The 22983-nt window shown below is 50.9% G+C and carries 22 protein-coding genes; 11 read left to right on the top strand and 11 right to left on the bottom strand.

Going from position 1 to position 22983, the window contains the following annotated elements; all coding sequences use genetic code 11:
- The first annotated feature begins 177 nt into the window (after nt 1-177).
- The 4 genes from JW499_RS18345 to JW499_RS18330 are packed head-to-tail and all read left to right on the top strand — an operon-like array spanning nt 178 to nt 3887.
- On the top strand, nt 178-1194 hold the full coding sequence (locus JW499_RS18345; RefSeq protein WP_205211957.1) for an amidohydrolase family protein: 1017 nt from the start codon (nt 178-180) through the stop codon (nt 1192-1194).
- Between the two features lie 44 nt (nt 1195-1238).
- Complete coding sequence (locus JW499_RS18340; RefSeq protein ID WP_205211948.1) at nt 1239-1916, top strand: 4-carboxy-4-hydroxy-2-oxoadipate aldolase/oxaloacetate decarboxylase; 678 nt, start codon at nt 1239-1241, stop codon at nt 1914-1916.
- Nucleotides 1909-2967, top strand: coding sequence for a 4-oxalomesaconate tautomerase (locus JW499_RS18335; protein ID WP_205211947.1), 1059 nt, complete (start codon nt 1909-1911; stop codon nt 2965-2967). The genes JW499_RS18340 and JW499_RS18335 overlap by 8 nt, the downstream gene beginning before the upstream one ends.
- 47 nt (nt 2968-3014) lie before the next feature.
- A complete protein-coding gene (locus tag JW499_RS18330; protein WP_205211946.1) occupies nt 3015-3887 on the top strand; it encodes an amidohydrolase family protein in 873 nt (290 codons plus the stop codon).
- Nucleotides 3888-4164: 277 nt separating this feature from the next.
- Here the strand turns inward: JW499_RS18330 and JW499_RS18325 are convergent, their stop codons facing one another.
- On the bottom strand, nt 4165-5340 hold the full coding sequence (locus tag JW499_RS18325; protein WP_205211945.1) for an MFS transporter: 1176 nt from the start codon (nt 5338-5340) through the stop codon (nt 4165-4167).
- Nucleotides 5341-5625: 285 nt separating this feature from the next.
- On the opposite strand from JW499_RS18325, the gene JW499_RS18320 reads away from it, so the two are divergent.
- Nucleotides 5626-5808 carry a hypothetical protein gene (locus JW499_RS18320; protein WP_205211944.1) on the top strand — a complete coding sequence of 61 codons (183 nt, stop codon included), beginning with the start codon at nt 5626-5628 and terminating at the stop codon, nt 5806-5808.
- Between the two features lie 15 nt (nt 5809-5823).
- Here JW499_RS18320 and JW499_RS18315 read toward each other — a convergent pair whose 3' ends face one another.
- Both JW499_RS18315 and JW499_RS18310 read right to left on the bottom strand, forming a co-directional pair.
- Nucleotides 5824-6207, bottom strand: coding sequence for a hypothetical protein (locus tag JW499_RS18315; RefSeq protein WP_205211943.1), 384 nt, complete (start codon nt 6205-6207; stop codon nt 5824-5826).
- Between the two features lie 14 nt (nt 6208-6221).
- Nucleotides 6222-6650, bottom strand: coding sequence for a GlcG/HbpS family heme-binding protein (locus JW499_RS18310; protein WP_205211942.1), 429 nt, complete (start codon nt 6648-6650; stop codon nt 6222-6224).
- A 197-nt stretch (nt 6651-6847) separates the two neighbouring features.
- Here JW499_RS18310 and JW499_RS18305 point away from each other — a divergent pair, with 197 nt between their 5' ends.
- A complete protein-coding gene (locus tag JW499_RS18305; protein WP_205211941.1) occupies nt 6848-7192 on the top strand; it encodes a DOPA 4,5-dioxygenase family protein in 345 nt (114 codons plus the stop codon).
- A gap of 66 nt (nt 7193-7258) precedes the next feature.
- Nucleotides 7259-7744: a Crp/Fnr family transcriptional regulator gene (locus JW499_RS18300; protein ID WP_205211940.1), complete on the top strand. Its 486-nt coding sequence runs from the start codon at nt 7259-7261 to the stop codon at nt 7742-7744.
- A 167-nt stretch (nt 7745-7911) separates the two neighbouring features.
- Here JW499_RS18300 and JW499_RS18295 read toward each other — a convergent pair whose 3' ends face one another.
- The 3 genes from JW499_RS18295 to JW499_RS18285 are packed head-to-tail and all read right to left on the bottom strand — an operon-like array spanning nt 7912 to nt 10353.
- Entirely contained in the window at nt 7912-8964 is a 1053-nt protein-coding gene (locus JW499_RS18295) for a succinylglutamate desuccinylase/aspartoacylase family protein (RefSeq protein ID WP_205211939.1), read from the bottom strand.
- A gap of 6 nt (nt 8965-8970) precedes the next feature.
- Nucleotides 8971-9888 carry a 30S ribosomal protein S6--L-glutamate ligase gene (gene rimK / locus JW499_RS18290; RefSeq protein ID WP_205211938.1) on the bottom strand — a complete coding sequence of 306 codons (918 nt, stop codon included), beginning with the start codon at nt 9886-9888 and terminating at the stop codon, nt 8971-8973.
- Between the two features lie 9 nt (nt 9889-9897).
- Nucleotides 9898-10353: an ATP-dependent zinc protease family protein gene (locus JW499_RS18285; RefSeq protein ID WP_205214167.1), complete on the bottom strand. Its 456-nt coding sequence runs from the start codon at nt 10351-10353 to the stop codon at nt 9898-9900.
- A 367-nt stretch (nt 10354-10720) separates the two neighbouring features.
- On the opposite strand from JW499_RS18285, the gene JW499_RS18280 reads away from it, so the two are divergent.
- Nucleotides 10721-12445, top strand: coding sequence for an autotransporter assembly complex protein TamA (locus JW499_RS18280; protein ID WP_205211936.1), 1725 nt, complete (start codon nt 10721-10723; stop codon nt 12443-12445).
- Nucleotides 12442-16347, top strand: coding sequence for a translocation/assembly module TamB domain-containing protein (locus JW499_RS22880; RefSeq protein ID WP_205211935.1), 3906 nt, complete (start codon nt 12442-12444; stop codon nt 16345-16347). The genes JW499_RS18280 and JW499_RS22880 overlap by 4 nt, the downstream gene beginning before the upstream one ends.
- A 59-nt stretch (nt 16348-16406) precedes the next feature.
- Here the strand turns inward: JW499_RS22880 and JW499_RS18270 are convergent, their stop codons facing one another.
- Entirely contained in the window at nt 16407-17132 is a 726-nt protein-coding gene (locus JW499_RS18270) for a GntR family transcriptional regulator (RefSeq protein WP_205211934.1), read from the bottom strand.
- Between the two features lie 493 nt (nt 17133-17625).
- Between JW499_RS18270 and JW499_RS18265 the strand changes: the two genes are divergently transcribed.
- Both JW499_RS18265 and JW499_RS18260 read left to right on the top strand, forming a co-directional pair.
- Nucleotides 17626-18651, top strand: coding sequence for a TRAP transporter substrate-binding protein (locus tag JW499_RS18265; RefSeq protein WP_205211933.1), 1026 nt, complete (start codon nt 17626-17628; stop codon nt 18649-18651).
- A 273-nt stretch (nt 18652-18924) separates the two neighbouring features.
- Nucleotides 18925-20559: a methyl-accepting chemotaxis protein gene (locus JW499_RS18260; RefSeq protein ID WP_205211932.1), complete on the top strand. Its 1635-nt coding sequence runs from the start codon at nt 18925-18927 to the stop codon at nt 20557-20559.
- A gap of 70 nt (nt 20560-20629) precedes the next feature.
- Here the strand turns inward: JW499_RS18260 and JW499_RS18255 are convergent, their stop codons facing one another.
- The 4 genes from JW499_RS18255 to JW499_RS18240 all read right to left on the bottom strand — a co-directional run bounded on the left by JW499_RS18255 (nt 20630) and on the right by JW499_RS18240 (nt 22983).
- Nucleotides 20630-21376 (bottom strand): phosphate/phosphite/phosphonate ABC transporter substrate-binding protein, encoded by a 747-nt coding sequence (locus JW499_RS18255; protein WP_091355367.1) that lies wholly within the window; start codon nt 21374-21376, stop codon nt 20630-20632.
- A gap of 5 nt (nt 21377-21381) precedes the next feature.
- A complete protein-coding gene (locus JW499_RS18250) occupies nt 21382-21852 on the bottom strand; it encodes a PAS domain-containing protein (protein WP_205211931.1) in 471 nt (156 codons plus the stop codon).
- A 79-nt stretch (nt 21853-21931) separates the two neighbouring features.
- Nucleotides 21932-22294 carry a roadblock/LC7 domain-containing protein gene (locus tag JW499_RS18245; RefSeq protein ID WP_019622314.1) on the bottom strand — a complete coding sequence of 121 codons (363 nt, stop codon included), beginning with the start codon at nt 22292-22294 and terminating at the stop codon, nt 21932-21934.
- 53 nt (nt 22295-22347) lie between these two features.
- Entirely contained in the window at nt 22348-22983 is a 636-nt protein-coding gene (locus JW499_RS18240) for a hypothetical protein (RefSeq protein WP_205211930.1), read from the bottom strand.

The following is a 22983-nucleotide window of genomic DNA, read 5'->3' as shown; positions in this document are numbered from 1 at the left end:
AAAACTAATACCATAACTTTAAAAACTGAATAGCCACAACCGGGTCGTTCAGAATACCTTTAAGCTATGTTTGCCCGTTTTGCTAAGTGGAACCATCCTGTCTGGTAATCCCCTTTCAGGTTTTTCCTATAGGTAAATCAGGCGCACCACTATAAACAAGGTATGAGAGAACCGAAGATGATTATCGACTGTCATGGACACTACACCACAACGCCCCCGGGCGTTGGCGAATATCGTGAGCAGCAAAAAGCGGCTATAGCTAAGGACCCATCATTCAAAGGTGAGAAAGGCAACGTCGTCGTCAGTGATGATGAGATCATCGAAAGTATCGAAAATAATCAACTGCGTCTGCAGCAGGAACGTGGCACCGACCTGACCATTTTCTCTCCGCGTGCCAGCTGGATGGGTCACCATATCGGCAATGAATACACCAGCCAGTACTGGACCGAGCATCAGAACGATCTGATCAAACGGGTCTGCGACCTGTTTCCGAAAAATTTTGCCCCGGTTGCTCAGCTGCCACAATCGCCGGGTGTCGATCCGGCCAAGTCAGTTGCGGAACTGGTGCGTACCGTTGAGCAGATGGGCTTCATCGGCTGCAACCTGAATCCGGATCCTTCCGGTGGTCACTGGCAGGATGCCTCTCTGGCGGACAGGTCCTTTTATCCATTGTATGAAAAAATGTGTGAGCTGGACGTACCCGCGATGATTCACGTGAGTGCCTCCTGTAATGACTGCTTCCACACCACCGGCTCCCACTATCTGGGGGCGGATACAACCGGCTTCCAGCAACTGGTGATGTCCGATGTGTTCAAAGATTTTCCTGAACTGAAAATCATCATCCCCCACGGTGGTGGTGCAGTGCCTTACCACTGGGGTCGCTTCCGTGGCCTGATGCAGGATCAGGGCTATGAACCGCTTGAGATCTCAGCGCTGAAAAACATCTATTTCGATACCTGTGTTTATCACCAGAAAGGGATCGATCTGCTGCTGGATATTATTCCAACAGAAAATATCCTGTTCGCATCCGAGATGATCGGTGCGGTACGCGGCATCGACCCGGAAACCGGTCACTATTTCGATGACACTAAGCGTTATATCGATAACAACAGCAAGCTCTCAGCAGAACAGAAACAGATGATATTTGAAGGCAATGCCCGCCGGGTATTCAGCCGTCTGAAAATTGTCGAGTAATCAAAGCGCGCCCGATACAGGCCTGATGATTTAGGAGAACAGTTATGCAAGAGAATGTTGTTGTACAAAATATTGAGCGCGCCGATCCCGCTGTTATAGAAGCGCTCGGCAAATGTGGCGTTGCGACCGTACATGAAGCACAGGGCCGCCGTGGTCTGCTGGCCGACCATCTGCGCCCGATTCAGATGGATGTCACTATTGCCGGTTCTGCTATTACCATCTCCGGAGCGGCAGGCGATAACTGGATGATGCACGTTGCGATTGAGCAGTGTCAGGCGGGCGATATTATGGTGTTTGCCCCGACCTCTCCGTCTAATTTTGGTTTTTTTGGTGATCTGCTGGCGACCTCTGCACAGGCTCGTGGAGTCGTCGGTCTGATCATTGATGGCGGTGTTCGTGATACCCGTGATCTGCGTAAGATGAATTTCCCTGTCTGGTCAAAACATGTTTTCGCCCAGGGCACCATCAAAGAAACGCTCGGTTCAGTCAATATCCCGATGGTCTGCGCTGATGAGATCATCAACCCGGGCGACATCATCATCGCCGATGACGACGGTGTGGTGGTGGTTCGCCGTGAAGAAGCAGAAGAGGTTCTGGCGGAAGCACTGGCACGGGAAGCACGGGAAGAGGAAAAGCGTGTCCGTATGGCAAATGGTGAGCTGGGACTGGATATCTACAACATGCGCCCACGCCTGAAAGAGAAAGGTCTGAAATATGTCTGATTCAGCACGCTGTATGTGGATGCGGGGGGGGACCTCCAAAGGGGCTTACTTCCTTGCAGAAGACCTGCCATCTGATACCACGAAGCGGGACAACTTTCTGCTTACCATCATGGGTTCGCCGGACCCGCGTCAGATTGACGGTATCGGCGGCGCTGATCCGTTGACATCGAAAGTGGCGGTGGTTAAAAAATCGCAACGCCCCGGCGTTGATGTTGATTATCTGTTTCTGCAGGTATTTGTTGACCAGGCCACCGTCACGGACGCCCAGAACTGCGGTAACATTCTCGCAGGTGTCGGCCCGTTTGCAATTGAGCGCGGTCTGGTCGATATCAGTGGGGATCAGACCTCCGTGGCTATCTATATGGAGAATACCGGACAGATCGCCATTGAGGAAGTACACACCCCCAATGGTAAAGTCAGCTATCAGGGTGATGCCTGTATTGATGGTGTTCCGGGAACCGCCAGCGCCATCCCGGTCACCTTCCAGGACACTGCAGGTTCAAGCTGCGGCGCCCTGCTGCCAACCGGCAATCAGGTCGATATCATCGATGGCGTAGCAGTGACCTGTATCGATAACGGTATGCCGGTCGTGGTCATGAGAGCTGAAGATCTGGGTATTAGCGGCACGGAATCCCGGGAGCAGCTGGAGCAGAATGAAGCGCTTAAATCCCGCCTCGAATCGATCCGCCTGCAGGCCGGCCCGATGATGAATCTGGGTGATGTCACCCACAAATCGGTACCTAAAATGAGCATGGTCAGCCGGGCGACCCAGGGTGGTTCAATCTCAACCCGCACCTTTATCCCCCATCGCTGCCACGCTTCGATCGGTGTACTGGGTGCAGTCAGCGTTGCGACAGCCTGCATTCTGCCGGACTCTCCGGCACATGCACTGGCGGACATACCCGAGGGCTCGACTAAAACGATGCCGGTTGAACATCCGATCGGTGAGATGACCGTGATTCTTAAAATGAATCAACAGGGCGATGCAGAAAGTGCTGCGATCTTACGAACCGCCCGTAAACTGTTTGATGGCGAAGTTTTTGCTAACTGAACCCTTAGCGAATCGCGCCTTTGCCAACTCAACAATAGGACTTAAAAATGGACGCAGATTACCTTCCATTCCATGCCAGCCCCAGCAAGCCAGAATTTAAAGTACCTGCCGGTGCGGTCGATGCCCACTGCCACGTATTTGGACCTGCAGATAAATTCCCCTATCATCCTAAACGCAAATACACCCCCTGTGATGCCTCTAAAGAGCAACTGTTTGCCCTGCGTGATTATCTTGGCTTTGCACGCAATGTCATCGTACAGGCATCCTGTCACGGCACTGATAACGCGGCCCTGATTGATGCGCTGAATACAGCCGGCGAGCTGGCACGTGGTGTAGCCGTTGTTGATCCTGCTATTAGCATGGAAGAACTGAAACAGATGCATGAGGCCGGTGTTCGTGCAGTTCGCTTCAACTTTGTTAAGCGGCTGGTCGATACCACCCCCAAAGAGGTCTTCCTCAGTATTGCTGAGAAGATCAAACAGCTTGACTGGCATATTGTTGTTTACTTCGAAGCGCCGGATCTTGAAGATCTGATCCCGTTTCTGAAACAGCTGAACACCACCATCGTCGTTGACCATATGGGTCGTCCGGATGTTGCCAATGGCATTGATCACGAAGACTTCCAGCGCTTTATCAGCCTGATGGCTGAAAATCCTAACGTCTGGACTAAAGTCAGCTGCCCCGAGCGTCTGACCCTGCAGGCACCGGATTACAGCGATGTAGTCCCCTTTGCCCGCACCCTGGTTGAGAAGTTCCCGGACCGGGTTCTGTGGGGCACCGACTGGCCGCACCCCAACATGAAATCCCATGTGCCGGATGATGGCAAGCTGGTTGACGTTATCCCACTGATTGCACCAACAGCAGAACTGCAACAGGCGCTGCTGATTGATAACCCGATGCGTCTGTACTGGGATAAATAATCTCTTTCAGCAAAGCATCAGGGTGACCGAATCATCCATGTCCCTCACTGATGCAATTGGTATCAGTGACAAAGGCCTCATTCAGAGGCCTTTTTATCACCTTCCCCTCCCCGCAAAACTGTTTATGGTGATGGTATTTCTCACTCCCCGAAAACACTGCAGGCAGCTATATCAAATTTATTCAGTAAACGGGTAAGGCAAAATCTATATCAGCAGCGGCTGAACACATGAGATGACCGGAGGCTGCCATAACGTAAGAAGCTGACAGTCTGCCCCTTTACTCAGCCGGTTCACGATGCGTTTCAGCAACGGCTTTGACCACAAACGCACTGCCCAACAGCCCAAGAAGGCCAATACTACAAGTAGCCACGGCCAGGCCAGCCAGCTTAACCATAAAACCAATGATTAACGGCCCTGAAGTTACCCCCACGTCAGCAAACAAACGCCAGATGCCGATAAAGCCCCCACGATTTTTCTGAGGCGCCAGATCCGAGCCCATAGTCATAATCACGCCTGCGGAAACACCATTACCCAGGCCCATCAGCGAAGCGATCAGGATGAGGCTCCACAACCCCTCGGCTAACGGCAACAGGCCGATACTCATACCCAGCAGCACAAGACTGGTGATAAAGATGGGTTTACGGCCAATACGATCACTCAGACTACCGGCCGGATAAAACAGCAGCGTGTCAATGATGGCTCCCGCTGAGATGGCGATACCGATGCTGGTTTCATCCAGCATCAGGGCCGCCCCTGTCAGAGGCAGCAGAAGCGCCCTTGAAGAGCGCACCAGCATGAGTGCAAATGAGGCAACACCCGCCGTCAGAAACACCTTACGGTTATCGACAAGGGCATCACGCAGTGCGATAACGCTGTGACTGTCATGCCCCTGAGGTTTTGTATAGGAAACCCAGCGCGCAACACACAACACCACCAGCAACGAGCAGATAGCGAACACTGCCAGTGTTACCTGATAGCCCTGTGCGGCAATTAGCATACCTGCCAATAACGGGCCGATAACATTACCCAGGCGAATGGTTCCGGCTGACAGGGCCATCACTCTGCCCCGCTCTTCGATAGACGAGGCGTCGGTAATGAAAGAGATACGCCCCACCAGCCAGCTACCGTGTGCCAGACCAAGTAGCAGTGCTGTTGAGATTAATACAGGCATCGTCGGAAACTGAGACATCAGCAGCAGTGCTACGACAGAGGCAAACGCGGCACCAAGCATCACCCGTTTATCACCGAAACGCGCCAGCAGCAATCCCGCAGGCAGATCCGCCAGCATCATCCCGATACCTTTCAGGCCAATAATCATCGCCGATTGTGCCAGTGTTCCTCCAATAGCCAGCACATAGAGAGGTAAAACAACCAGCATCGCCTGCTGCACAATGGACACAATAGCAGAGGGGCAAACCACTGGCAGAAAAAACTTACGCAGTATTCTGGTCACAATAAACCTGTCTTAAAGAGATTGAAGCGGTGAATGACAAAAGCGGAACTGAGTGACAATTATAGTGAGCTAATCAGGGGGAGACGAATCATTCTATGTCGATAGCAATAGAATAATTCGAATAGCTATCGTCCAGCCCTCTTCAACCCCACTACTATTGACTGGTTGACTGACCCACTGAAATGATGAGTTTTTCTAATCTATTCTTCAAAAAATACTCGTTTGTATGGTGTCAGACCAAAGTCTAAAATAGCCTCTATCTTAAACATTTAAAGGAATATGACCATGAGCAAGTACATATATACCGATCAATCTGCTGATTATGACCTGAATAAAATTGTTGCAGAAGCTGAGCGCATGCGTGCAGAATATCTGCTTGAAACGTTTTCTTATATCGCTAAACAAATGACCAACCTGTTTTCTGCTGAACTGCCTGAATTCATTCCAGGACCACTGGCTCACCGCTAAGAGAGCCAGTCGTCTTCATCGCTCAGCTGATAAACGCTCCACAATAATATTTAACTGTTCATCCGGCGCTATCGCCACATCCAGCGTGATATACGCTATGCCCTTTTTCTGCAGTTCTGAGACACAGTCACTGGCTGGCTGCCACCCCTTTCCAGTCAATTTAATAACAGCATCAGCCCTGCTTTTCTCTGCCAGCGCCAGCAACTCACTGGGATAGTGAATTTTTGCGCCGTTCATCAGATTGAGGTGATTCCACGGTTCTTCATCGATAAATGCCAATATGGAAAACCCACCACGTTCAAGCAGAGTCGTCGACAGATGATGGCTATGGTAGCCGGTATCGATCATGATCAGTTTTTTCAAGGTCTGTTTTTTCAGTCGACGGAACCAGCCTGACACAATGGAACTCCGCCTCAGCTCAGCCCATTAAGCGCTTCTATCCCTGCTTCAGCGCACTGCAGATCTTCTGGTACTTTGCCGCCGGCAACGCCCACTGCCCCCACCACACTGCCATCCACCAGCACCGGCAAACCACCGCCGAACAGTGCCACTTTTGGGTGCTGTGCTAAACCATTCGCTACAATGGGCCTGCCCTCCAGCAGTTCCGCCCACTTCTCCGTTGGTGATCTGAAATTTGCAGCGGTGTATGCTTTTTTCTCAGCGAAATCCATCGCCGGTAATGGCGCTCCTGGCTCCCGTAGTGACACCAGACGATTACCGGCACTATCAACTACCACCACATTTACCTTGATCCCCAGCTGATTACCGTGATTGATCGCAGCCTGGGCGATCACCATAGCGGCATCCAGTGTCAGTGATGCCTGCAGATAGGTTTTACTCATCATATTCCTGCTATTTCATTATTTTCGTGTTTCGGGAAACTATAGTGTATCGATCAGATCCGTTTGTATAGCATCTCAGATTGCACACTTTAACACCCATCTGTTTTCTTTGAGCACTATTCAGTTTTTCGATAACAATTGCTTCTGTAAAATGCTTTACTCTATTATCTGCAACGGCCAGAAACACAGGAATAAAGATGACTCAGGTAACGACAAAGATCACCGCCTATCATGCACACGTCTACTTCGATGCCAACAGTCTTAACCAGGCGGTTGAGCTGTGCGAAAAGGCCCACGATTCACTGGGGGTCGAGATGGGCAGGGTACACCAGAAACTGGTAGGCCCGCACCCTGAATGGAGCTGCCAACTCTCCTTCAGTGCGCCGGAGATCGGCAAGGTTCTGCCGTGGCTAATCCTTAATCGTAAGGGACTGACTGTCTTTATCCATCCGGTTACCGGCAACGACCTTGACGACCATACCAAATATATTATGTGGCTCGGCGACAGTAAGCCCCTCAACATCGAACAGTTCCTGCAATAACTTATTTCACCGGAACTGCAGATTTGTACTAGGCTGACCATACAGGGTTTAATTGTTAAATAAGCGATGAAAACGATAACAGCCGAGGACATCCATACCCGCCTGCCCCAGGAAAAAATACGTCAGGGGTCTCTATTTGGAGCGCTCACCGATGACTGTATTAACTTTATCCTCGAGCAGGGACGGATACTTGAACTTGCCAGCGGCGAGAAGGTATTTGACGCCGGCGATAGCGGCAATGCTTTCTATGTCGTTCTGGAAGGCAGCCTCAGCTTTGTCAAACTCCACGATGGCAAGCGTTATAACACCCGCGATATCGGTTTTGGTGAAGAAGTTGGCTTCGTTGCCATGATTGCCCTGCACAACCATGCAGGCTATGCCGTTGCCAATTGTGACAGCCGGGTACTGGAGATCAGTTCTGATCTGTTTGCCCGGGTTCATGAAAACTATCCCTTTGATTTTGGTATTATCACTCTGAATCTGGCTCGCGATATGGCCAGAAATATCCGCAAACTCAGCAATGCACTGGTTGAAAACGCGATCAAATACTGAGCGCCATAGAAAAGCCCCTGCAAACAGGAACTAAAGAATCGGTTTAAGAGCATGCGATAAAGCCCGATCGCGGTAAACAGGAGTGCTTAACTTCCCCCTTAATCGCAGCAACTTCAATTAAACTAAAATTTTATATAATCAATATAACTATTTAATTTAAAAGACAATTATAAATTTAGCTCGCTGTCTTCCGGTATACGCTGGGCTTCAATCTCTTCGGTAATCCGTTCTACCTGTTTTTCCGCTTCCAGACTGCTCGATTCGAAGCGGGCAAGGTGATACAGAGCATCCCCTTCATTAACGACCGGAATATTGTTCTGGCCGATAATAATACCGGAATTAGGTGCAACTACCTCCTCCTCATGGGCCCCGAAAGGCGATGCAACCACCCCCATGGTCTGTCCCTTGCTAACCCGTTGACCAACCGAAACCACCGATCTGAAAACACCATCGGAATTGGCCCGAATCCAGGCTGACGAGTGGGCAACCACAGGTGCCAGCACTTTTTTAGGTTTCTTTAACGGCGGCAACATTTTCAGGTAGCGCACAACGTTTAACACTCCGCGGATGCCTCCCCGGATGGCCCGGTCATCAAACCTCAGCGCTTCACCTGCCTCATAAAGAATCAAAGCGATATCTGCTTCATCAGCACACTGCCGCAGTGAGCCATCCCGTAGTTTTGAATCAATGATCACCGGGGCACCAAATGCATCCGCCATCTCTTTTGCCACCGGGTTGTCCAGATTTGCCCTGATCTGCGGCATATTGCTGCGGTGAATCGCCCCGGTATGCAGATCCAGCACATGGGTACAGTGACTCAGAACCTGCGTCCTGAAAATGTAGGCAATCCGACTGGCAAGAGAGCCCTTTTCACTGCCGGGAAAACAGCGATTCAGATCACGCCTGTCCGGCAGATAGCGGCTTTGGTGGATAAAACCAAAAATATTAACCACCGGTACAATAATCAGCGTCCCGGCGATGCGGTGCAAAGATTTATACTTCAATAACTGACGACAGATCTCTACACCATTGAGTTCATCTCCATGAATTGCCGCACATACCATTAGTGTTGGCCCGGCGCGGCGCCCATGAATCACCTCGATATCCAGATCCAGATGGGTATTGGTATACAGACGAGCCAGATCGACATGAATCGTTCGCCGTTCGCCCGGCTTTACAATACAACCGGCAATCTCAAGCGGTTGATTCAGTTGCGCCATAAAGTATTATCCTTTGCCCCGTGTGCGTGTGCGGGTCGCTTTTTTCTTTTCTGCAACACTTTTCTCAATAAACGTGATTATGCTGTGAGCCACATCCTTGCCGGTAGCCCGCTCCACTCCCTCAAGGCCAGGACTGGAGTTTACCTCCATCACCAGCGGCCCCCGCTCAGAGCGCAACAGATCGACACCGGCAACATTTAATCCCATGGTTTTCGCTGCCAAAACAGCTGTCGCACGCTCCTGGGGAGTGATTCTGACCAGTGAAGCCGAGCCGCCACGATGCAGGTTAGAGCGAAACTCACCCTCTTTGCCCTGACGTTTCATTGCCGCAACCACTTTATCGCCGATAACCAGACAACGGATATCCGCACCGCCAGCCTCTTTGATAAACTCCTGAACCATAATATTGGTTTTCAGCCCCATAAAGGCTTCCAGCACACTCTCGGCCGCCTTTCTGGTTTCGGCCAGAACCACACCGATCCCCTGAGTTCCCTCCAGTAGTTTCAGTACCACAGGGGCACCACCCACCATGTCCAGAAGATCGGGAATATCACTTGGTTTACTGGCAAATCCGGTAATCGGTAAGCCAACTTTCTTGCGCGATAACAGCTGCATTGAGCGCAGCTTATCCCGGGAGCGGCTGATCGCCACAGACTCGTTCAGCGGGTATACCCCCATCATTTCCAACTGACGTAGCACAGCGGTACCATAAAAGGTTACCGATGCACCAATCCGGGGAATAACCGCATCGAAGCTGCCCAGATCCTCACCTTTGTAGTGAATACTCGGTTCTTCAGAGTTGATGTTCATATAGCAACGCAATACATCCAGCACCCGGACTTCATGACCGGCAGCCTCTGCTGCCTCAATCAAACGACGCGTAGAATACAGAGACGGATTGCGGGATAAAATGGCTATCTTCATTATAAAACCTTACTGTTCAGGCGGATGAATGCCTTGTGAAATTAAATATGCGCCTTCAGGATCTATCAGGAAGCGGCCGTTCATCGCCGTTCTGCCCAGTAGCATTCTGAATCGCATTGTGTCTCTGTTAGTCAGTGTCAGCTCTATAGGGTATTGCTGATCACCAATTAAAATGTCAGTCAGTATGACATAGCGCTGACTCTGATGCCCCCCCGAGTCGGTAACAGTGCGTATATCCCGCACGGGAGCCTCACAGCGAATAACAGTATCAAGATCGTACTGATTTGGATGCACATCAAAGCTCACCCAATCCAGTCCCTCTTTCTGAAACGGCTCAAGCCTGAACGTATGTAGCGCAGAGGTGCGGGCGCCAGAGTCCACCTTGACCTTAATCTGATCAATACCAAGCCCCGGCAAAGACACCCACTCACGCCAGCCGATAACCGGTTTATTCTCGCTATTCAAGATCGCATCTCCTTCTCTCACCTGTAAGTTGAGCATAATCAGAGGTCTTAAAATCAGATCACCCGGTTACGTTAGCCCACCAGAACCTGGTACTAGCACGTTAGCCGGTGACGATATACACCATTATTCAGCAAACAGATAGCCCTCTGGTGAAAGTTATGAATAAACAGTGACTTTCCTGCCCCTCTATAAAACTTTATCTGCCTGGGCGGGTCAACCCATTACGTGTGACGGCTTTATGCTGCTCTGAAAAATACCTCAGGCGGACACGCGCACAGACTGTGCAATTGCAGTATGAATACCTGCGCCACCCGGTATAATCAAAACCTGTGTTTTTACCCGCGCCAGAATACGGACGACGATTTTAATGCGCCTGATACTCCTGCTCCTACTCAGCAGCCTCTCTCTACAGATTATGGCTGGCAATCTCTCTATCACCATTGAGGGCGTCAACTCAGTGCAGGAAGTCAATATCCGCAGCATGCTGAGTATCGAGCAGTTCAACAATAAAGAGGTCACCAACCCTAGTCGATTACGCTACCTGCATAGTCAGGCCGACAGTGAGATCAGGACGGCACTGCAGCCTTTTGGTTTTTACAGACCGCAAATTAAAAGCCAGTTAAACAAAACAGATCAGGACTGGGTCGCCCGTTACAGCATCACCCCCGGTAAACCGGTGCTGATATCAAAGCTGGATATACAGCTAAACGGTGATGCCAGCAACGACAAAACCTTTAAGCAGCTACTGGCAAATAGCCCCCTGCGCCAGGGTGAACCTCTGATTCACAGTCAGTATGAACAGCTTAAAAAACAGCTTAGCTCACTGGCCGTCGAGCGGGGATATTATCAGGCAACCCTGACGCGTCACCGGGTGGAAGTAAACCTGTCCGATTATTCGGCAACGATTATGCTTTATTTCGACAGCGGCCCCCGCTTCAATATTGGTGAAATATCTTTTGCCCCCAATCCCTTTGACGATGACTATCTCAGGTCCTATGCCTCTTTCTCATCCGGAGACCCGGTGCAGAACAGCAGCCTGATCGACCTGCAATCAGCGCTGATCGATACTGACTATTTTCAACGGGTAGAGGTCAGGCCGCTATGGAACGAGATGAGCGACACTGAAGTCCCCGTTTACGTTGATCTGCAGGCCAATAAGAGAACCAAATATCACCTGGGCCTGGGTTATGGCACCGATACCGGCGCACGGGCGAAGCTGGGTATGACAAAACGCTGGGTTAATCGCCAGGGTCATCAGTTCCATACCCAGTTGCTTACCTCAGAGATTATCACCAATCTCTCTGCTGAATATTCGATTCCGGGTAAAAACCCCCGTCAGGACCGTTACTCCATCCTCTTCAGCCTGCTGGATGAGAACTCCGACAGCGTTGAAACACGCAGTTACTCTATTGGCGTGTCGCGGCAGAAACAACTGGGAAGCTGGCAACAGGTAATGGCTCTGAATTATCAACAGGAGGAATCAACCTTTAGTGGCGAGACGGACACCTCCTACTTTCTGATCCCTCAGATCAACTACAGCACCCTGTCCACTGAAGACCGTTTACATGTCAAAAATGGCTACAGTCTCTCTGCACAACTGCGTGGCAGCAGCAAAGCGATGATATCAACCGAAGATTTTGTCCAGACCCGCCTCAGTGGCAAGGGAATCTATAGCTTTACCGATAAGTTTCGCCTGCTTACCCGGGCTGAAGCCGGTACCACCTGGGTCGATAACTTCGACGCCCTGCCCGCCAGTCTGCGTTTTTTTGCTGGCGGCGATAACAGCGTCCGGGGCTACGATTACAAAAGTCTGGGGCCACGCAATGACAGTGGTGATGTTATCGGAGGTCGCAACCTGTTAGTGGGCAGCCTTGAGGTCGATTATCGTTTTAAAGAGAACTGGGGAGTGGCGGCGTTTATCGATAGCGGAAATGCATTTAATGATACCCGACTCAGTCTGCATACCGGTACCGGCATCGGTTTGCGCTGGTTCTCACCGGTAGGGCCGGTTCGTTTCGACCTGGCCGTTCCTCAGGATAATGGTGACGATAACAGCATTCACCTGCATTTTAATCTGGGGACCGATCTGTGAGCCCGTCCGGAAAATCAGCTCAGTCAGAGTCTTCACCTGAACAGCAGCCTGCGCCATCAACTGATCAGCAACATCGGCCAAAGCGGATGCGCCGCCTGCTCAGGATGCTATTGATACTGCTCATGGTGTTCGGTCTGCTGACAAGCGCCACACTCCTCTATTTCACAGCAACGACCAGCGGTCTGCGGCAACTGATCGCCATAGGCCAACAGTGGCTGCCAGGCAGATTAGAGGTTCAGCAGATTGAGGGCTCAATCCTCAGCCAGCCCGATCTTAGAGGAATCGCCTATAGACAGCCGGACACAGAACTGAGTTTCAACCGCATCTCGCTGGACTGGCAACCATCGGCACTGCTTACCGGCCAGTTGCACATTATCAGGCTGGATATTGAACAGCCGGTCATCACAACGACAAGTCAGGCCACAACGCCCCCTGATAATAATCAAACGACCAGTGTGGCTCTGGAAGATATAACCCTGCCTTTGACGCTGCAGATTGATGCGCTAAATATCAGTCAGTTAAGCCTTATAAACGCAACAGAAGGGAGTGATCAGCCAGCAACCACGACTAACATTTCAAGCGCTTTCATCAGTGTCCATACCTCGGACGATGCACTGTTCATTGATCAGTTTAAGGTTGTCACCCCCCAGGCCCGGATGCGAATCAGCGGTCAGCTTCAACCCAATGGCCAGTTCCCGCTGGAGCTGAGCACCCAGTGGAGTTTAACCCTGCCTGAGCAACAACCACTGTCGGGCCAGGGCAACATAACCGGAACACTCAAGGGAGATAGCAACACCCTCAAGGTCGAGCAGAGACTCAGTGGATTAATCAGCACTGAGCTTTCTGCATCGCTGCAAAACCTGCTGAAAAAGCCACAGGGAGAGCTGACTTTACAGCACATAACAACTGATCTGGGGCAGTTTACCCCGCAGTTAAGCGATAGCAACCTGAGCGGATCGGTAACCGCACACGGCAGTGCTGACCAGCTCAAACTCAATAGTCAGCTACAGACAAAGTTGCCCGAAGTCGGTGCGATACAGCTATCACTTCAACTTCATTTTGCAGACAACACGCTGCAGATTGATCAGCTGAATCTGATCCAGACTGAGCCGCTACAGGGCAACAGCAGCAATCCGATAATGCTCCAGTTAACCGGTAAAGTGGCTGTAACCAGCGAGCCACTCAGCTTTAATATTAAGGGTCACTGGAATAATCTGCGCTACCCTCTTCAGGGGGAGGCAGCCTATTTAAGCCGCAAAGGCGAGCTTCAGGTCAGTGGTGATCTGCAGCACTATCAGTTTACCCTCAACAGCGCTCTTGCAGGTCCCGCCATCCCTCCTGGTCAGTGGACGCTGACAGGCAGCGGTAACAGTGAGAGGGCAGAGTCTCTACTCCTGACAGGCAAAACACTGGAAGGCAGTGTCAGGGTCAGCGGCAAAGTCAGTTGGCAGCCGCAACTGAACTGGAACCTGAAAGCCAGCGGAAAACAACTGAATCCCGGACAGTTCTGGCCGGAGTGGCCCGGTAAGCTAAACTTTCAGGCAGCGGTCACAGGCAGTCAGCCCGCAGCTGAACCGTTCAGGCTTGAGCTACTGCTGGATTCCCTCAGCGGGGTGCTGCGCAATGAAACCCTCAGCAGTCATGGCAAGGTCACGGTTAACGGTAGCGACATCAATATCGCCGATCTTCGTCTGAACATAGCCGCTACCGCCATTCAGGCCAGCGGAACGATAGATGAAGAGCTCAACCTTTCCTGGTCTGCTCACTCGCCCAATCTGAACCAGTTGCTACCCGGTCTGCAAGGCAGCCTGGATGGCAAAGGCACGTTAACCGGTAGCCAGAAAACGCCACACCTTATCGCCACCCTTGAGGGACAGAATCTGACATATGATACCTATCAGGCCAGCCACTTAAACGCAGACCTGGATCTGAACCTCAGCCCGGAAACCCGTTCACATATTCGATTCAGCGCTGCACAGCTCAATATCGCTGGCAACCAGTGGCAAAAACTTAATATCGTTGGTCAGGGGACTCCTGATAAGCACCAACTGACGCTGACAACCGATAAGGGGCCCGCCGAGCTTGAGCTGGCGCTCAGTGGCCAGTGGAAAGAGGAGCAGTGGCACGGAACCCTGAACAAACTTAACCTCATTCAGCCGCAACTGGGCGGCTGGCAGATTCAGCGCCCGGTGGCAGTGACTCTGAGTTCCACTGCGGCACACCTTGATAGCCTCTGCCTCAACTCAACCCTCAAAACCGACAGTTCCCTGTGTGCCTCAACCGATTGGTCAGCGACCCGGGGGCTTGAAGCAGCCATCGATACACAACAACTCTCGCTGACCCACCTGCAGCCCTGGATACCAACTCAGGCGGCATTACAGGGTTATCTGGAGTCTGATCTGAAGTTTTCACAAGCACCGGGCCTGGCACCAGAAATTAACGGCTATGCAGTTCTGAAAGATACCGAGCTACTGCTCGAGGAGGATGACCTTAAAATACGTGCTGACGATATTACCCTGCGTATCCAGGGTCAGAACAATCAACTCAGAGCAGATCTGAACCTGCCACTTCAGTATCCTACAGGAAAACTTTCAGCACAGATCACCGTTGATGATCCTTACCATAGCAGAAAGCTTAATGGCGATCTTAACCTGTCCGTGGATGACCTTAAATTCATCTCCTTGTTCACACCGCAGCTTCAGGCGATCACCGGGCAGATCAGTTCGCAGCTGGCACTGAGTGGGACGGTAGACAAACCCGGTATTGAGGGACACCTGACCCTCAACCAGGCCAGTGCGGACCTGCCCGCGCTGGGCATAAGCCTGCAACAGATCAACCTCGATGTAACTGGCGAGCCCGGTAACAACACGTTGCTGATTAACGGCGGAATGCAATCCGACAATGGGCCTGTTGAGCTGCATGGACAGTACAACCCGGTGGCCGATAGCGGAGAGTTAACTCTGGAAGGTACACGTTTCAAAGCCGTTGCCACCGAGGAGATTCAGGCGTGGATATCCCCCTCTGTTAAGCTGAACGTGACCCCGGATCAGATTGTATTGCGAGGCGAGATTAAAATACCGGAGGCCAGTATCAAACCACCCGAGATCGAAGCGACCTCGCCGGTATCTGATGATGTAGTGATTGTCGACCCGAATCACCCAGACACGCCCGGGGCGACCCACAAGCGCAATCTGGATGCCCAGATGAGAATCACCCTCGGAGACAAGGTCAACCTGGAAGCGCTGGGGTTTGAAGGACGCTTATTGGGCAGTGTACTGATTGAGGATGATGGCCGACAGGTCATGCGTGCCACCGGCGTTATGCAGGTAGCTTCGGGTCAGTACCGCCTCTATGGGCAGGATCTTAATATTGATCGCGGCAGCCTGGTCTACAGCGGAGGTCCGGTGGACAACCCCGGATTAGATCTGCGAGTGTCGCGACAGGTGGAGGATATCACTGCCGGTGCAAAAGTATCCGGAACCCTGAATGATCCCCGTCTCTCGCTGTTCTCTGAACCGGCCATGCCGGAAAGCAGCCAACTCTCCTATCTGATGTTTGGTCACGCGCCAGGCGCTGGCGGCAACTCGATGAGCGAACAGGAACTGCTGTTTAAAGCCGCATCAGCATTAACCCTGAAAGGCGGCAACACAATCGCTGAGCAGATCTCAGAAACCTTTAATATCGACGAACTGGGGGTTGCCGGAGGCGATACTGCGACCGATACATCGCTGTATATTGGCAAATATCTGTCGCCCCGCCTGTATGTTAAATACGGGGTTGGACTGCTCGAGCCGACGCATACATTCTTTATGCGTTATCGTCTCAATGATGCCTGGAGCGTGGAAACCCAAACCGCCACAGAACATAACGGCGGTGATATTATCTACACAATGGAGCGATAATCTGAGGAGCGTTAATCTGAAGACAGGATCCCTGGCGCAGGCGCCCTGCCCGCCGCAGGTTAGTCGGCGGCCAGATCGGAACGCAAGATTTTGACGTTCCCCCTATCGCCATTCCCCACGCCAAAAATCTCAGCATAACGTAATGCGGCATTGGCATGCTCACGCATCAGTGATTCGGCACGGGTGCCCTGCCGGTTTATCAGTGCATCGTAAACAAGGTGGTGCTGAACATTCGCAAACGTCAGGCGTAGGTACTCCCGGTCCATCGCGGAACTGTCGATAGCAATAGAGTGCACCGAGGCAAAGGGAATATGGTCGTTAAGCATAATGGCGCTCTTGACTGCACCATTACCGCAGTTATCGATGATGGTGTTATGAAATGTCATGTTCAGGTCGTGAAACGTGACCACATCCCCTTCATCAATAGCCCCTCGGGAAAACAGCTGATCACCCTGATCAAGACACTGTTTAAGCGTATCGCGAATGCTCTCTGTCAGCCCGGCCTCCGCTAGCAGACGTGCAGCCATCCCCTCGAGAACCCCCCGCACATCAACCGCATTCCTGATCTCTTCAGTGCTGATCTGACGCACAGCATAACCCCGGGCACCCACCGTCTGTAGCAACCCCTCCTGCGCCAATAATTTCAGTGCCACCCGGATAGGGGTGCGTGAAACACCTAATCGCTCAGCGAGCGACTCTTCCCGCAGTCGTTCTCCCGCCGCAAGATCACCGTTCACAATCATCTGTCGTAACGACAGAATAACCCGTTGCCCCTGCTTACTCATCCAGACTCCCGCTCAATATTCGGTCTACTTTCAACACCCGAGGCCCCTGAAAACTTGGATACAAATACCAAAAACTTACACCCAAAACAAAAAACAAATACCCGCCTATCTATATGTTTTTAAATAAATAAGCCGATAAAACAAACCTGATAAAATATATCACAAACAAAATAACTTTACATTTTTGAATCCAATAACCTATATTCGTTGAAGCATTGCCAGGGCATGCAAGACCTGTACATAAGAGTATAGGTCAACGACGCTGCCGACGAAGCGCTTAGATGCTGCAACGGATAGTCCGGGGGGCTGCATTAGAAAACTTAACCGATACACTATCATTAATACAAACCTATATAGCTAATAAAAATAAACAGATGCAGATCTGACCATCCCGCAATAGCTCAGCAACAACTCTTTCAGGGATAACGTAAAGCCCGGGTGACAGCTGAACAGATCTGCGCATCATGAAGATGATGAATTATAGGAGCAACATATGTGTAAACTTCTGACCCGTTTAACCGCGGCAGGCCTGCTATCGGCCGCACTTCTCTCGCCCGCCCAGGCAGCCGAATTCACTATCCGGCTGGGGCATCTCTGGCCAGCCGTCTCCGGCCCACATAAAAACCTGATTCAACCCTGGGCGGATAAAATTGAAGCTGAGTCCGGCGGGCGCATCTCAGTAGAAGTGTACCCATCAGGTACTCTGGCAAAACCACCGGCACAATATGACGCAGTCAAAAACGGCATAATGGATGTAACGGCAACGGTTCAGGGTTATAGTGCAAACCGCTTCCCTCTGACACAAATTGTCGAGCTTCCTGGCGTTGCTAAAGATGCGGTCAATGGCTCCTGCATTCTGCAAAGCCTGCTTGATGAGAAGCTGATTTCTGAAGAGTACGAAGATACCAAGCCTATTTTTCTCTATACCCACGGCCCCGGCCTTCTGCACACCCGGGATAAACTGATCAAAGTGCCCTCTGATCTGTCGGGCCTGCGCATTCGTCGTCCAACGACGGTTGTCGCAGAGCTGCTGACGGAGTTAAATGCACAGCCAGTGGGCATGCCGGCGCCCGGTTCATACACAGCGATGCAACGGGGCGTGATCGATGGTGTCGCGTTTCCATGGGAAGCGATGGCCTCTTTCCGGCTCAATGAGCTGACCAACACGCATACAGAAGTGGGGGGACTCTACACCATATCCTTTATCGTCACCATGAACAAAAGGGTCTATAACAGTCTACCAGCGGACCTTCAGGCCATTATCGACAAAAACTCCGGACTTTCATGGGCTGAGAAGGCAGGTGAAGTGTTTGACGCACTGGATGTGGTAGGCAAAAAACAGGCAGAGGATGCCGGCCACGAGATCTTCACCATTGAGGGTGGCGTAAACAGCCCGGACTGGAAACCGCTGCTGGATAAAGCATCCCAGAACTATATTGATAGCCTTGAAGCTAAAGGCCTGCCGGCGAAAAAAGTATATCAACGGGCCAGAGAGCTCGCCACAAACTGCCCCTCCTGAGACATTGTTGCCTCTGAACCTGAAAAGGTTCAGAGGCTTTCAATCAACGCTCTTCCCCCCTACTCTGACCTTGGCGTCCTATCAGCAGATAGCGACAGACTCCCTCTTCACATCAGCTCAACGCAGCCCCATCCCCTGAAGCATGCAGACGCATTTGAGAGAATAAGGCTGTCACTGTCATTTTGAGACCTATTTTTATTGATTTAAGTCATCTTCACGATAGCCTGAGCTTTACATTAAACAAGCAAGCAAACCACTACAGGTTGAGTAATTATGAAGTCCAACCCGTTTCAAAGCATTCGCGTCAAACTTTCAATCGCAATGGTCATACTGACCCTGGCGATCCTGATCATCGCAGTCTCCGGCAAAATTCTGACAGATGAGATGAAGTCAGGTGTAAACACCTTTGGTCAGAACTACCTGCCGGCGATTTCAAGCATACTTAACGCTGACAGAGACCTGTACCAGGCCAGAGAAGCCGAGCTGGAGTATCTGCTGGGCAATACCAGCGATAAAATTCTCAACGATTTTAATGAGAATGCCCAGCAGGCACTGGATCGGATGAATAAGTACAAAGCACTGATGTCAGAGTACCCCGACATCATCCGCAAACTGGATTCTTTTGATACCCGATTCAGTGACTGGAAAGAAAAAGCGGATCAGGTACTGACGCTTATAAAAACCGGTAATACCGGCCAGGCACGTGCGCTGAGCGATGGCGAGGCGCTAACAGCCTTCAAAAAACTCCGGAACCTATACAATCTGGCAGGTGAAGAGCTTGATGCACAATCGGTCCGCGAGCGTGACCGGCTGGAACAACAGATCTCGACCGTGTCTTTTGGCCTGGGAGTTTTCACTCTTATCGTACTGATTATTGCCGGCGCGCTCACTTACTTAACCCCGAAATTTCTGGTCACCAATATCCGCCGCCTTACCACAAGCATCCAGGAGATCAGTGAGGGTGATGGCGACCTGACACTCAGAATAAACTCCGAGCGGAAAGATGAACTGGGTGAATTAGCCGACACTTTCGATACTTTTATCAGCAACCTTGAAACACTGATATCTGACATCCGCCATCAGGCAGAGTCAATGAACAGCAGTTCAGCTCAACTGGGGGAATCAGCCGATAGCAGCATGAAAATTGTTAATGAGCAGAGCCAGGGGGTCGAGATGATCGCAACCGCGGTGGAGGAGTTTAGTACCGCCATCCGCGACGTCGCTGAAAACGCTCAGCGCACTGCGTCAGAAACCGCTAAAACCGTCGATATCTCCCACAGAGGCAGGGAGATAATCAATGATTCGGTAATTAAGTTCCAGAGCCTGACCCGCTCAGTTACCCATTCAGAAGAGGTGATCGGCAACCTGGCTAAAGAGTCTGAAAATATCGCTTCAGTGCTGGATGTTATCAGAGGAATAGCCGATCAAACCAACCTGCTTGCCCTGAATGCCGCAATAGAAGCTGCCAGAGCAGGCGATCATGGCCGTGGGTTTGCCGTTGTATCCGATGAGGTTCGTTCGCTGGCCAGTAAAACCCAGGCGTCCACCGAAGAGATACAAGCGATGATAGAAAAGCTGCAAACGGGTGTGAATCAGGCTGTCAGCTCAATTCGCGAAGGCTCTGAGCAGGTAAACTCCTCTGTCGAACTGGTTGAAAGCACTCAGGATCTTCTGAGCGAAATCGAAACATCCGCCACACAGGTAAACGACATGGCAATTCAGATCGCTTCCGCAACCGAAGAACAAAGCCTGGTGACGGATGAAATCAACCGAAATCTGGCCCACCTGAGTGATCAGAACCAGGTTTCCAATGAACTCACCCAGAACACCCAGACAATATCGATCTCGTTTAAAAAGCTTGCCAGTGATCTGTACGGAAAAATGAAGCGATTTAAAGTCGGCCATTAAGCAGCTACAAACGATCTGGTAAAAAAAAACGCCCTCGTCCGGGGCGTTTTTTATAGTGAGAAAATCTCGGTTAATCTATCAGTGTATCGATCAGGTCTATCATAAACTCAGTCTGCTCTGAGTCCATAGGTTCCCAGGTCTCGATATCCATGCTTTCGAGGACCCCCTTACCTTTCTCATCATCATGCATCGTTAGCAAAGCGGTCTGAATGGCAGGGATATGCTCCGCCATCCTCGGCCCCACCAGCAAGCTGTGATGTACTACACTGATCTGACTACTCACCAGAACACGCATTTTCGAACGGATCAGCTCAGACAACTCATCGTACGCATCTTTAAGGAAAAAACCGGCATCCGCATCGCCGTTTAACAGATTTTTCGCCACGACAACATAACTGCTGTGCTGCTTAATCTCAGTATTGTTTTTGTCCAGATCCGCCGACTCCAGCATGATCATCCCCATGGTATGTACATCCGGGTCATCTGTGGTTGCTACGCGACAGCCAGAGATAAGATCTTCTACCGTGTGAAATGGAGATTCAGCGTTAACAGCAATAATCGTTTCATCAGACTTACTGGCCGGCTTCACTACCGCCTGAAACCCCATCTCCCGCACCAGCATGGAGGCGTCGTAAGGGTTTGCGTAAATCAGGTCAAATTTTTCGGCACGAATATCTTCGCGTTGTGCGTCAAAACTATCATACAGTTCAAGATGAATACCAACACCCAGTTTACGCTGCAGCCAGGTATTGAAAAAATACCACCCTGAGATATGATCGGGGGCAAAATCAGGGCTGACCGTGAGATTAAATGTCATCTTTATCACTCCTCAGCCAACAATGTTTTGTACAACGCTTCGCTCTCAACAATCTTACTGCGTGAAGGCTTACGCCGAACCGAGGTATAACCAACCAACTGGCCATTACGAATGTTCGGAATCACGGTCGCTTTTACCCAGTAATAGGCACCGTCTTTACGTAAATTTTTAACATAACCGTGCCACTTTGTTCCCTGCTCGATAGTATCCCAGAGCCCTTTAAACGCCACTGCAGGCATATCGGGATGTCGTAAGATGTAATGATTGGTTCCGATCAGCTCATCTTCCGAGTAACCGGACATATCTATAAATGCCTGATTCGCATGGGTAATAATACCCTGCGGATCGGTTCGGGACACAATCAGCTTGCCATCAGGATAAGGAACTTCCCGATCAACAATGTCTGTTGTACGTTTCGTACCATCAAAATATGCTATTTCAACAGTACGTACTTCTCCTGTGTCTTGCTCAGACATACTTACAGCCTTCTTCGCTCAGGCACCGCACATCTTCCCTGATAGCTGTTAATCCATAACCGGTGCCGGATGTTTACGATTAAAGGATCTTACCGATCGCCTCTGCCGCACGCTTAACGTCCAGGAATATCAGACCCAGACGTGCATTCGGTTTAGCAACAACAGTCAGTACTGAGTCCTGATTCGCATGGGTCATCAGGATATAACCCTCATCCCCTTTGACCAGCACCTGCTCAAGTTCACCCCGGGCCAGCTCTTTCGCGGTACGCTCTCCCAGAGACAACATGGCAGCACTCATTGCACCAACGCGGTCTTCATCCATACTTGATGGCAGCAGCGCCGCAATCATCAGACCATCTGTAGAAATTACCGCAGAGGCTTCGATATCAGCAGATGTGCCGTTGAGATCACTCAAAATTGAGGTCAGCATCTCAGAACGCATAGAACACTCCTTCCATTTATTTTCCCTATATGGGAGTTCATTAAAACTATTAATTAGTAATCAAGGTATCGACGAGCCAGGCTCGCCAGTATTTCAGCAAACGCCTGCTGATTCAGTTTAGGCATATCAGATATAACCAGCGTGAAGCGCTGATGACCGATATAGATCACCCAAAAACCCAGCTGGCTTTGCCCTGCCGCGTTCATAATGCCCCAGGAGTCTCCGGCTAATTCCAGATCACTGGTTAAAATATGTTTATGACGTTCCTGCAAAGAGAGCAGATCGGCAGCCAGTGCCGCCAGGGTTTCTGATTGTTCAGCAGAATACCCCGTTGAAGAGAGGCAAAAACCCTGGTCATCTGCCAACAGCGCCTTGCCACTATCCGATATCTGTTGCAGAAGGTCGGGCAGAATATCTTCAAGCGGCCCCCGCTTTATCTCGGGAGGTGTTTCAGATAGTGCTACGAATCCCCGGTCGAGTAACTGCTGGAATAAGCCCATAGCCTGGGTCTCATCCAGATCAGCCAGCTCAGCCACCAGTTCCAGCGAGTAGAGCAGTTCAAAATCAGTAGAGAGCAACTGCAACAACATCGCCCTCGCGTCATCCGGGGCTGAATTTAATGTGGCAAAGTAAGCTCCGCTAGGGGTGATAGCGATATAACGAATGGAGTCCTGATTGTAATCTCCCAC

It is taken from the genome of Amphritea pacifica (assembly GCF_016924145.1).
Classification (GTDB): domain Bacteria; phylum Pseudomonadota; class Gammaproteobacteria; order Pseudomonadales; family Balneatricaceae; genus Amphritea; species Amphritea pacifica.
Note: the sequence above shows the minus strand (reverse complement) of the source record. Positions and strands in the feature narration are given on the sequence as shown.